Annotated in this window: 11 protein-coding genes; 8 read left to right on the forward strand and 3 right to left on the reverse strand. The window is 66.8% G+C overall.

What is annotated here, in order from left to right:
- Window positions 1-67: 67 nt before the first annotated feature.
- From Q0996_RS10810 to Q0996_RS10840, 7 genes are all read left to right on the forward strand, one after another.
- Complete coding sequence (locus Q0996_RS10810; protein WP_299618925.1) at window positions 68-1531, forward strand: MmgE/PrpD family protein; 1464 nt, start codon at window positions 68-70, stop codon at window positions 1529-1531.
- The gene (locus Q0996_RS10815) at window positions 1512-2351 is read left to right on the forward strand and encodes a transporter substrate-binding domain-containing protein (RefSeq protein WP_299618928.1); all 840 of its coding nucleotides are present in this window, start codon (window positions 1512-1514) and stop codon (window positions 2349-2351) included. Before Q0996_RS10810 ends, Q0996_RS10815 begins: the two co-directional genes overlap by 20 nt.
- Window positions 2352-2436: 85 nt before the next feature.
- Complete coding sequence (locus Q0996_RS10820) at window positions 2437-3693, forward strand: FAD-binding oxidoreductase (RefSeq protein ID WP_299618931.1); 1257 nt, start codon at window positions 2437-2439, stop codon at window positions 3691-3693.
- A gap of 30 nt (window positions 3694-3723) precedes the next feature.
- Window positions 3724-4383, forward strand: a complete 660-nt coding sequence (locus Q0996_RS10825) for an amino acid ABC transporter permease (RefSeq protein ID WP_299618934.1) — start codon at window positions 3724-3726, stop codon at window positions 4381-4383.
- Window positions 4384-4408: 25 nt separating this feature from the next.
- On the forward strand, window positions 4409-5173 hold the full coding sequence (locus Q0996_RS10830) for an amino acid ABC transporter ATP-binding protein (RefSeq protein WP_367575665.1): 765 nt from the start codon (window positions 4409-4411) through the stop codon (window positions 5171-5173).
- A 101-nt stretch (window positions 5174-5274) separates the two neighbouring features.
- Window positions 5275-5958 (forward strand): GntR family transcriptional regulator, encoded by a 684-nt coding sequence (locus Q0996_RS10835; RefSeq protein ID WP_299618939.1) that lies wholly within the window; start codon window positions 5275-5277, stop codon window positions 5956-5958.
- A gap of 30 nt (window positions 5959-5988) precedes the next feature.
- Window positions 5989-6741 carry an aspartate/glutamate racemase family protein gene (locus tag Q0996_RS10840; RefSeq protein ID WP_299618942.1) on the forward strand — a complete coding sequence of 251 codons (753 nt, stop codon included), beginning with the start codon at window positions 5989-5991 and terminating at the stop codon, window positions 6739-6741.
- Here Q0996_RS10840 and Q0996_RS10845 read toward each other — a convergent pair.
- The 3 genes from Q0996_RS10845 to Q0996_RS10855 all read right to left on the reverse strand — a co-directional run bounded on the left by Q0996_RS10845 (window position 6734) and on the right by Q0996_RS10855 (window position 9744).
- Window positions 6734-7549, reverse strand: a complete 816-nt coding sequence (locus Q0996_RS10845; RefSeq protein WP_299618945.1) for a carbohydrate ABC transporter permease — start codon at window positions 7547-7549, stop codon at window positions 6734-6736. The two genes, Q0996_RS10840 and Q0996_RS10845, sit on opposite strands and share 8 nt — an antisense overlap.
- Window positions 7539-8411: a carbohydrate ABC transporter permease gene (locus Q0996_RS10850; RefSeq protein WP_299618948.1), complete on the reverse strand. Its 873-nt coding sequence runs from the start codon at window positions 8409-8411 to the stop codon at window positions 7539-7541. The genes Q0996_RS10845 and Q0996_RS10850 overlap by 11 nt, the downstream gene beginning before the upstream one ends.
- A gap of 88 nt (window positions 8412-8499) precedes the next feature.
- Entirely contained in the window at window positions 8500-9744 is a 1245-nt protein-coding gene (locus tag Q0996_RS10855) for an ABC transporter substrate-binding protein (RefSeq protein WP_299618951.1), read from the reverse strand.
- A gap of 247 nt (window positions 9745-9991) precedes the next feature.
- Here Q0996_RS10855 and Q0996_RS10860 point away from each other — a divergent pair, with 247 nt between their 5' ends.
- Entirely contained in the window at window positions 9992-11026 is a 1035-nt protein-coding gene (locus tag Q0996_RS10860) for a LacI family DNA-binding transcriptional regulator (RefSeq protein WP_299618953.1), read from the forward strand.
- Window positions 11027-11028: the final 2 nt, after the last annotated feature.

The following is an 11028-nucleotide window of genomic DNA, read 5'->3' on the forward strand; positions in this document are numbered from 1 at the left end:
AAGGTGCCGCGGTCCCGCAGTGAAGGGCTGCCGGTGCCACGGGATTGAGGCTTCGGGGATGGATCTCTTGAGTGACCGTGCTCCGATCACGCGCCGCTTGGCGGCCTTTATTGCCGGAACGACGCCGGAGACGCTGCCGGAAGAGGTGGTTGCCTACAGCAAGCAACTGATCTTCGACGGTATCGGCACGCTGGTCTCGGCGACCCATCCCTCGGTCACCGCCAGCGCCGGCATCGGCGCCTTCGCCATGGCCCAGGGTGGGGCCGGCCGCGCGACTTTGATCGGGCGCGAGGCCAAGGTCGATGTGGTGAACGCGGCGCTGGCCAACGGCACGCTGGGCTATGCCTCCGATTTCGAGCCGCACCATCCCGAAGCGATCCTGCACCCCATCGCGGTGATGCTGCCGACCGCCCTGGCGCTCTGCGAGGCGGAGGGGCGGAACGGCCGCGACCTGGTGACCGCGGTCGCTCTGGGCTGCGAGATCACTTATCGCGTCTCCATGGCCTTGGACCCGCGGGAACTCTATGCCCTGGGGTTCCATCCCTCGGCCATCGCCGGCAGCTTCGGCGCGGCCGCCGCGGCGGCCTATCTGTTGCGGCTGAGCGCTGAGCAGACGGTGCGGACCCTGGGACTCGCGGCGCTCCAGACCTCCGGCATGATGGCCTGGCAGGACGACCCCCGCGAGGACGCGCGGCCTTTTCAGATGGGCCTGGGGGCACGCAACGGCGTGACCGCGGCGCTCCTGGCCCAGGGCGGGTTCGGCGCCCCGGACCGCATCTTCGACGGCGGACACACGGTGCTGAAGGCCTACAGCCGGGTCGCCGATCCGGCGCCGCTGACCGACGGCCTGGGCGCGGTTTGGGACGGGGTGATGGAACTGGCGATCAAGCCCTATCCCTGCGTCTCCTTCCTGCATCCGGCCCTGGACGCTCTGGAAGCGTTGCTGTCCCGCCACGCGCTCGCCTCCAGCGACATCCGCGCCATCCGGCTGCGCTTTGCCGATGCCGGCGCGCATTGCGTCGACGGCAATCCGCTGAAGGGCCACAACGCGCAATACGTGCTGCCGGTGCGGGCGGCGCTGGGGCGCCTCTCCTACCTCGATCTGTTCCACGACCGACGCCTCAGCGATCCCGAGGTGGCGCGTCTCGCCGAGAGCGCAACGGTGGAGCGGGACTTCGGCGAGTTCGAAGCGCGCTTCCCCGATTTCTACATCGGCGAAGTCACCCTCACACTCGCCGACGACCAGGAGCTGCGCGAGCGCTGCGACATCGCCCGGGGCTATCCGGAATCGCCGCTGAGCGGCGCGGAGATCGAGACCAAGTTCCGCAGCATCGTCGGCGAGGTCGCCGATCAAAGTCGGACCGACCGCCTCGCCGAGGCGGCGGCGTCCATCCATGAGGCCGCAAGCGTCGAGGCCTTGGCGGCCTTGCTTGGCCAGGCACCGCATAGGGGACTGGGTGCGGAGACGCAGAACCGGGAAGCTAATCGCAATTCAACAAGGGAGAAGTCGAATGAAGTATCTCTTCACTAAGCTCACAGCACTTCTGGCGGCGGCTCTGCTGTTCGCCGGGCTCTCCGGCACGGCCTCCGCGCAGGACGCGGAGTCCACCTGGGAGCGGATCAAGCGCACCAGCGAGGTCCGTTTCGCTGTCTTCACCTATCCGCCCTACTTCGTGAAAGACCCCGGCTCCGGGGAGTGGGGCGGCGCCCTGGTGGAAATGGCGCGCGACGTCGCCAAGGAACTCAAGGTCGACCTTGAGATGGTCGAAGTGGGCGGCTGGAGCGAACTGGTGCTGGCCATCTCCACGGGCAAGGTGGACTTCGCCGCCGGCATGCAGGCAACCCCGATCCGGGCCACGGCCATCGACTTCGCCGGTCCCATCTACTGGATCGAGTGGGTCACCGTGAACAACCCGAAGTTCGAAGGCAAGAACTGGGAGGACTACAACGATCCCGACGTCAAGGTCGCGGTGATGACCGGGACCTCGGACCAGATCCTGCTGGACCGCTGGGCGCCGAAGGCGACTCAGCTCCAGTTCAAGGAGCTCTCCCAGATCATCCTCGCCGTTTCCTCGGGCCGTGCCGATGCCTTCACCACCACGGTGCTCTCCAGCATGATCGCCAAGGAGAAGAACCCGGGCCTCGGCACCTTCAACACGCCGAAGCCCCGGGCCGCCCTGCCGGGCTACTTCGGCATCCGTTCCGAGTTCGACCCCCGCTTCAAGAACTTCCTGAACTGGTGGGCCGAGTGGAACAACGAGCTGGGAGCCAACGAGCGCCGCATGAAGGAAGGCATGATGAAGTACAGCGGCATCACCGAAATCCCCGACTCGGTCAGCTTCTCCAAGTAGGAGCTTTGACGGCACCCCGCGGAGTGCGTGGCCCTCGGACGCCGCGCACTCCCGGGCCGCATGCATAAGGACAGGGGCGACCCCGATGCAAGCAACCGCAACTGCGCCGGCGACGGTCACGGTGATCGGCGCGGGCATGGTGGGCACCTGCTGTGCCCTCTACCTGCAGAACGAGGGCTTCCGGGTGACTCTGGTGGACCGCAAGGCGCCGGGGGAGGGGGCTTCCTTCGGCAATCTCGGCTGCTTCGGTATCGCCTCCTGCGTGCCGCCGGGGATGCCGGGGATCTGGCGCAAGGTTCCCCGCATGCTGCTCGACAAGGACGCGCCGCTGAAGCTGCGCTGGGGCCACGCCCTGCGGGCCGCCCCCTGGTTTCTGAAGTTCATTGCGAACACCAGCAGGGCCCGCGTCGAGGAGATCGCGCGGGCGCGCCAGAGCCTCCTGAACCGGGTCCACGAAACCCTCGATCCCCTGGTCGCCGAGGCCGGGGCGGGCAACCTCATGAGCCCGACCGGCATTCTCTTTACCTTCGAGAGCGAGGAGGCCTTTCAGGGCGCCGCCTATGCCTTCGACATCCGCCGCCGCAACGGCGTGATGATGGATGTGCTGTCGGGCGACGAGGCGCGTGAGCTGGAACCGAATCTCACCTCCAATGTCGTGCGGGCGATCCGTGTGCCGAGCCTTGTCTCGACCCTGGACCCCAGCGGCCTGGTGAAGTCCCTGGCGGCGCTGTTCGAACGGCGTGGCGGAACCCTCCTGTGCAATGCCGTACGGGGCTTCGAGGTCGGGAGCGAGGGGGTCACGGCCGTGAAGACCGACAGCGGCGACACAGCGGTCGACAACGTGGTGATCGCCGCCGGCGTCTGGTCGCGTCCTCTGGCCGAGGCGCTGGGCACCAATGTCCCGCTGGAGGCGGAACGGGGCTATCACACCGTCTTTCATGGGGCGGATGTGAAGATCAACGAGGCGATCCTCTCGGTGGACCGCTACATCTCCGTCACCCCCATGAGAGAGGGCATCCGCGTCGGCGGCTTTGCCGAGTTCGCCGCCCCGGACGCGCCCGCGGACATGCGCCACGCCAAGACCGCCGCCCAGCATGGCCAGAAGCTGTTTCCCGGTCTCGATGCCGCCACACGCTCCGAATGGATGGGGCCGCGTCCCTCGCACCCGGATTCCAAACCGGCCATCGGACGCTCGCCGCGGCACCGCAACGCCTATTTCGCCTTCGGCCACGACCACCTGGGCCTGACCTTCGGCAGCATCACCGGAAAGCTGATCTCCGAGGTGGTGGCCGGGAAGCCGCCCAGCGTGGATCTGGAACCCTTCAGGCCGGACCGCTTCTGACGGCGCCACAAGCAGGGAGAGGAGCAAGCGATGTATAACTGGGATTTCATGACCGTTGTGATCGGCTACGAGGCCTGGTGGCTGAAAGGGCTCCTCGTCACCCTGGCCTACGCCTCGGGAACGGTCCTCGGCGGGCTGATCATCGGCGTGATCTGCGGCATGGGCCTGCTGGCGAACCGCTGGTGGCTGACCGGCCCGATCCACCTCTATGTCGAGATCTTCCGCTGCACCCCGGTGCTGGTCCAGATCGTCTGGTTCTTTTTCGCGCTGCCCATCATCATCGGCATCGACCTGCCGGCCTGGCTCGCCGCCGGCATCGGCCTGACCCTCTACATGGGCTGCTTCGCCACCGAGATCTTCCGCGGCGGCATCATTTCCATCGACAAGGGCCAGTGGCAGGCGTCCCGCGCCATCGGCATGACCTATCTGGAGATGATGCGGCACATCATCCTGCCCCAGGCCTTTCGCCGCATGATCCCGCCCTTCGTGAACCAGTCGGTGATCCAGTTCAAGAACACGGCCCTGCTCTATGTCGTGGCGGTGCCGGACATGATGTACACCGGCTATCTGGTGGTCGCCGACACCTACCGGCCGCTCGAGGTCTACAGTGGCGTTGCCGTCGCCTACTTCATCCTGCTCTACCCCCTGACCCAGTGGGGCAAACGTCTGGAGGCGCGCCGTGACCAATAGCGCCGAAGACCCCGGGCGTCCGAAGCTGGAGCTGACCGACATCCGCAAGAATTACGGGGCCGTGGAGGCGGTGCGCGGCGTCTCGCTGGCGGTGGAGAGCGGCCAGGTGGTGGCCATCATCGGGCCGTCGGGCTGCGGCAAGTCGACCCTGCTGCGCTGCATCAACCATCTGGAGGAGCCGACCGCCGGCAAGGTCCGCCTCGGCGATCAGGAGATCGACTACAGCCACAAGAAAGGGCTGCCACGCGGCCGGGCTCTGGCGCGCTTCCGCGGGCGCTTCGGCATGGTCTTTCAGCAGTTCGATCTCTTCGCCCACAAGACCGTGCTGGAGAACGTCACCATCGGGCAGACCGTGGTACAGAGAAAGCCCAGGCAAGAGGCCGAGAAGGTGGCGCGGGAGTTCCTCGACCGCGTGGGTCTGGCCGGCATGGAAAGCCGCCTGCCCAGGGAGCTTTCCGGCGGCCAGCAACAGCGCGTCGCCATGGCGCGGGCCCTGGCGCTCTCGCCGGAGGTGCTGCTGTTTGACGAGGTGACCTCGGCGCTGGACCCCGAACTCGTGGGCGAAGTGCTGGAAGTCATGCAGACCCTGGCGCGGGAGGGCTCCACCATGATCGTGGTGACCCACGAGATGGCCTTCGCCCGCGATGTCGCGGACAAGGTCATTTTCATGGACCAGGGCCAGATCGAGATCGAGGGCTCGGCGCAGGAGGTCATGGTCGCCCCGACGAACCCCCGGCTGAAGTCCTTCCTGGCGCGGTTTCATGGGAACGGCGGCCAGGGATCGCCATAGAAAGGCTTGAAAAACCGGGCTGATTGGCCGAGTAAGGCGTCTTCCCGCAGGCGACTCCGTCAGGCGGGAGCCCGGCGGCCAGGCCGCGTCTCGGATTGGATATGGCAAGCAAGAGCACAGCACCGAAGGGCCAAAGCAGCGTCGACAAGGTCTATGAACAGGTCCGCCTGCTGGCGACGGACTTCGAGTTCAAGCCCAACGAGAAGATCAACGAGCGCTCCCTGGCCGAGCGGCTCGGCACCAGCCGGACGCCGCTGCGCGAGGCCCTGAACCGGCTGGTGGCCGAGGGCTTTCTGAGCTTCGAGAACGGGCGGGGCTTCTTCTGCCGCTCCCTCAGTCCGCAGAAGATCCTCGATCTCTACGAGGCGCGGCTGGCCATCGAGTGCGAGGCGCTGAGGCTGGCGGTGACCCGGGCCTCGGATGAGGAGATCGCCGCCATCAAGCAATCGCTGAAGGACACCGAGGCGGCCTACTCCAGTGCCTCTTCACCGCGCGAACTGGTGGAGCTGGACGAAGCCTTCCACCTCAGTTTCGTCAGACTGGCGAAGAACCTGGAGTTCGAGCGCCTCCTCGCCAACATCAATGCGCGCATCCGATATGTGCGCTGGATCGACATGAGCGAGCGGCGGGGGATCACCCCTGCCGATCACATGCGCATCGCCGATGCCTTGGCGCGGCGGGACGAAGAGGGGGCGGTGCGGGAGCTGCGCAACCACATCGCCAAGCGCAGCGAAGAGGCGACGGAGGCGGTCAGGACCGCCTACTCGCAGCTCTATGTCTCCTAGCAACTCACGCAGGCCAGAGGGCAGCCCGGCATGACGGTCGAACGCGGGGGCAAGCCCGTCTATGGGGCGACGGTCGGCATCCTGATGTTGGAGGCGCGCTTCCCGCGCATCCTCGGCGACATCGGCAATGCCCTGACCTGGCCGTTTCCGGTGCAGTACCGCGTGGTCCGCGGCGCCTCGCCGGATCGCGTGGTCCGCCACAAGGCGGAGGGGACGACCGAGGCTTTCATCGCCGCGGCGCAAGACCTCGTCGCTTCCGGCGTCGACGGCATCACCACCAACTGCGGTTTCCTGTCGCTGATCCAGGCGGAAGTCTCCGGCGCCGTCGAGGTGCCAGTGGCGACCTCGGCGTTGATGCAGGTGCCTCTGGTGCAGTCCCTGTTGCCGCCGGGAAAGCGTGTGGGGGTGCTGACCATCTCCAAGTCCACGCTGACGGAGGAACACCTGCAGGCCGCCGGCGTGCCGCTCGACACGCCCATCGTCGGCACCGAGGGCGGGCGCGCGTTCACCGACGCCATCCTGGAGGATCGCCTGGAGATCGATTTCGCCGCCTGCCGTCTCGACCTCCTGGACGCGGCGCTGGCCTTGCTGGAGGAGCATCCCGACGTCGGCGCCATCGTCCTGGAGTGCACCAACATGGTGCCCTATGCGGCGGACATCCGGAAGGCCACGGACCTGCCGGTCTACTCCATCTACACTTTCGTGACCTGGTTCCAGTCCGGGCTGATGCCGCGGACCTTTCCCCTGGAGCTGGGAGATCCAAGGTTGCCGCCGGCTACTTGAGGCCGCCGCCGAAGCTGCGCAGCAGGGCGCTCTGGATCACCCCGACCATGGCGAGGATCGGCAGGGAGGCGAGGAAGCCGATGGCCGCCAGCCGCCCCCAGAAGGTCTCGTCCTCGGTGATCAGGGTGGCGATATAGGTGGGCAGGGTGAACTTGGAGGGCGTCTGCACGAAGAGCAGCGCATAGGCGAACTCGTTCCAGCTCAAGATCATCAGGAAGATCGCCGTGGCCACCAGGCCCGGGGTCATGATCGGCAGCACGATGGTGGCCAGGCGCTGCAGCAGTCCCGCACCGTCGATCCGCGCGGCCTCCTCGTAGCTGATGGACACGTCGCGCACGAAGCCCAGCAGCATCCAGATGGCAAACGGCAGGGTGTAGACCTGATAGACCAGGATCAGCCCCGCCAGGGTGTCCAGCAGCCCCAGGGAGCGCAGCACCTGATAGAGCGGAATGGCGAGCACCAGAGGCGGCGCCAGCTTGATCAGCAGCACGAAGAGCAGGAAGGCCAGGTCGAGCTGCTTGGGAAAACTGAGGCGGACCAGGGCATAGGCGGCCGGGAAACCGGCCAGCAGCGCGACCAAGGTGGAGCCGAGCGCGACGATGAGGCTGTTCAGCACCTTGCCGGCGATATCGTCCTCGATCAGTTCCCGGTAGTGCTCCAGGGTCACGGAATCCGGGAAGAGGTCGACCTCGGCGGAGACGTATTCGATGGGCGGCTTCACCGAAGTGCCGACCATCCAGACGATGGGCAGCAGCATCAGGCCGGTGACGGCATAGACCGTCAGGCTGTGCAGCGGACTACGCCACATCAGACCCGCTCCGGATGATGTTGCGGGCATAGAGGGCGGCCAGCAGGCCGGCGACGATGACCATGATCACCGCCGCCGCCGAGGCAAGCCCGACGTCGAAGAAGCGGAAGCCCAGGCGGTAGACGAACATGGAGAGCGTCTCGGTGGCCTGCCCGGGGCCGCCGCCGGTCAGCGCATAGACCTTGTCGAAGATCTTGAAGCTGTCGATGCTGCGCAGCAGGGCCGCCAGCATGATGTGGGGCAGCAGCAGCGGCAGGGTTATGGTGATGAGGATCTGCTTCGGCGAGGCGCCGTCGATGCGCGCGGCCTCATAGACCTCCAGCGGGATCGCCTGCATGCCCGCCAGCAGGATCAGGAAGGTCAGTGGGGCCGTTTGCCAGAGGTCCACCAGGACCAGGGAGATCATCGCCAGGTCGGGATCGAAGAGCCACTCCACCGGCGGCAGCGCCGCGGCCCTCAGCGCATTGTTGAGAAAGCCGAAGTCATAGTGGAACCAGGCGCTCCAGATGGCGGTCACCACCATGGTGGAGAGCACATAGGGGGCGACCAGGGCGGGGATTACCGCCCAGCGGCCGGGGAAGCTGCGGGTCACCATGAGGGCCAGCATTAGCCCCAGGGCGACCTCGCTGACCGTGGCCATGAGGGTGAAGGCGACGGTGTTCCAGGTCGCCGTCCGGAAAAAGGAATCGTCGAAGAGGTAGGTGTAGTTCTCGGTGCCGACGAAGCTCGCCCCCTCGAAACCGTACTCGGTGGCGAAGAAGGAAAGCAGCAGGCTGCGCCCGAGGGGATAGACCGTGAGCAGCGCCAGCAGACAGAGCGCCGGTGCCAGCATCAGCAGGGAGAGATAACGCGGCGAATGCACGGGCCGACCCTCGCGCTCTGACGAAGCGGGGAGAGGGCGGCGGTCCGCCGCCCTCTCCCCCCGGAATGATACGCCGAATGATACTCCGTCAGCGCGAAAGCGCGCGGGCGATCTTCTTGTTGGCCTCGCTGAGGGCCTTCTCCGCCGGCATCTCGCCGATCAGGGCGAGCTGCAGGTAGTCGCCGAGGATCGCTTCCACCTTGCTCCACTGGGTGATGCGCGGGCGCGGCTGGGCGTTCTGCAGGGCCTCGACCTGGGCCGGATACCAGCGGTACTTGGCGATCACCTCGGGGTCCTTATAGACGCTGCTGCGCGTCGGCGGGATGCCGATTTCAAGGGCCAGGGTCTTCTGCATCTCGGCGGAGGTCAGGAAGTCGATGAAGTCGCGGGCCTGCTCCGGGTTCTTGGCGTCCGCCGGGACGGCCAGCAGCCAGCTTCCCAGCATCGGCGCCGGGCCCTGCACCTGGCCGGGCGCGGCCATGATCTCGATCTTGCCCGGAACCTTGGACTTCGCCGGGTCGTCCAGCGACGGCGCCCAGGAGGGCCAGAGCTCGATGGTCATCGCCGTGGTGCCCTGCATCAGCGCGTCGCGCACCTCGGTGGAGTTGTAGGTCTCGATGCCCTTCGGCGCGTAGTTCTTCAGCTCGAGATAGAGGTTCAGGGCCTCGAGCGCGGCGGCGCTGTCCAGCCGCGCCTCACCGTCGGCCCCGACCACCCGGGCGCCGTGGGCCCAGAGGATCGGCAGGAAGCCGGTGACGATGGGATTGGCCTTTTTGCCGCGGAACACCGCGCCGGAGACGCCGCCTTCGTTCTCGCTGATGGTCTTTGCCGCTGCCAGCACATCGGTCCAGCTTTCCGGACGGCCCAGGTTGTACTTGTCGAAGAGATCCTTGCGATAGGCGAAGAGTTCGACGTTGCCGACAAAGGGGACGGCGTAGAAGGGGCCGCTGCCCACCGGGTAGCGGGAGACGTCGCGGGCCGGCTTGACGAAGTCCTCACCGACCCCGCCGCCCAGCTTGTCCAGGTCGGCCAGCCAGCCCTTGGACATGAACTCGACGGCCCAGGGATCGTCCAGCATGATCACGTCATAGGCGCCGGACTTCTCGCGCATCGAAATGGTGACCTTTTCGAGCAGACCGCCGCCGGTCAGCTCCAGGCGCTCCACCTCGAGGCCGGGGTTCTTGGCCAGGTAGGCTTCGACGGCGAGCTCGAGGGCATCGCCATAACCGCCATCGCGGCCGGCGATGACCAGCTTCTCGGCCTGAGCCACGCCGGTAAAGGCGCTGCTCATGACCATGGCCCCCGCCATCACGGTGGTCGTCAATCGGTTCATTGTGCGGTTCTCCCTTCCCTGGTTTGCCACCCGGCGCCTCGCGGAGGGCGTTTCAGCCGCATGCGCCGGTGGATTTCAAAGCGCCGATACGATGATCGCACAAGCGCAGTCAATTTGCAAACGTTTGCACATTAGGCCGGTCGACGGTTGCGGGCAAATGAAGGATTTATGAATTTCTCTTGTCTTCGTGACGGGTTAGTGTAAGAAAACGTTTGCAAATCAACGGCTCGTAGCCGATAACCAAGCCATGAGCCGGGTCACCATCAAAGATGTCGCAAGGGAAGCGGGCGTGTCGGCCTCGGCGGTGTCGCGCGTGTTCACGGAAGGCGGCTCCGCCTCTTCGCAGACCCGCGAGAAGGTGATGGCGGCGGCTGAACGGTTGGGCTACCGCCCCTCGCTCCTGGCCCGCGGCCTGGTGCGCAACCGCACCAACCTGATCACCCTGGTGACCGGGCGGATGAACGATCCCTTCGATGCCCTGTTCCTCGATCAGTTCTCCGAGTCCCTGGCGGAGCGTGGAACCCATCTGCTGCTGGCCTCGGCGGGTCCGTCCGGCGAGGCCGGTCTGCTGCAGGCCCTCGACTATCAGTCGGACGCCGTCGTCGTTTCGGCGGGCACCATGTCGCTGGAGCACTCGGAACTCTGCGTGCGGGCAGGGCTGCCGATCATTCTCGCTGGCCGGGTGATGGCGGTGCCCGGGGTGGACTGCGTGCTCGCCGACAACAGCGACGGCGGGCGCCAGGCCGCCGAGCTGCTGCGGCGCGTCGGCTGCCGCCGGCTCGCCTATCTCGGCCGCGGTGGTGCCACCTTCTCCGACGGGGAGCGTTGGCAGGGCTACAAGTCGGCGGCCGCAGCCGCGGGGCTCACGGTGACAAACCAGATCATCGAGGGGCGCGACGACACCGCCGCGGCCCAGGGTGCCGCCGCCCTGCTGTCGCGGGACCTGCGCCCCGACGGCGTGTTCTGCAGCAACGACAGCATCGCCATCGCGGCTCTGGAGACCGCCCGCGCCCTCGGGCTGAAGGTGCCCGACGAGCTCTCCATCGTCGGCTTCAATAACATCCCTACGGCCGCGCGGCGCAGCTTCCGCCTGACCACCCTGAACTATCCGGTCAAGCGGGTGGTGCAGGGCATTCTCGCGCTGCTCGACAGCCGGCTCGACGATCCGCGGCGTGCCGACGAAGTCCGCCGCATCCCTACCCAGCTCGTGGTTCGCGGCACCACCCGCCAGCACCAGCCGGAAGACTGGCACGCCCTCGCGGAAACGCCGGCTCTCGAATGAGG

Origin of the sequence: Pelagibius sp., from assembly GCF_028289705.1 — a bacterium.
GTDB lineage: Bacteria > Pseudomonadota > Alphaproteobacteria > Kiloniellales > Kiloniellaceae > Pelagibius.

Excerpts from the sequence above, each read along its gene's own strand:
- Q0996_RS10815 (WP_299618928.1), top strand. The coding sequence starts at position 1,512 with ATGAAGTATCTCTTCACTAAGCTCACAGCACTTCTGGCGGCGGCTCTG.
- Q0996_RS10820 (WP_299618931.1), top strand. The coding sequence starts at position 2,437 with ATGCAAGCAACCGCAACTGCGCCGGCGACGGTCACGGTGATCGGCGCG.
- Q0996_RS10825 (WP_299618934.1), top strand. The coding sequence starts at position 3,724 with ATGTATAACTGGGATTTCATGACCGTTGTGATCGGCTACGAGGCCTGG.
- Q0996_RS10835 (WP_299618939.1), top strand. The coding sequence starts at position 5,275 with ATGGCAAGCAAGAGCACAGCACCGAAGGGCCAAAGCAGCGTCGACAAG.
- Q0996_RS10840 (WP_299618942.1), top strand. The coding sequence starts at position 5,989 with ATGACGGTCGAACGCGGGGGCAAGCCCGTCTATGGGGCGACGGTCGGC.
- Q0996_RS10845 (WP_299618945.1), bottom strand. The coding sequence starts at position 7,549 with ATGTGGCGTAGTCCGCTGCACAGCCTGACGGTCTATGCCGTCACCGGC.
- Q0996_RS10855 (WP_299618951.1), bottom strand. The coding sequence starts at position 9,744 with ATGAACCGATTGACGACCACCGTGATGGCGGGGGCCATGGTCATGAGC.
- Q0996_RS10860 (WP_299618953.1), top strand. The coding sequence starts at position 9,992 with ATGAGCCGGGTCACCATCAAAGATGTCGCAAGGGAAGCGGGCGTGTCG.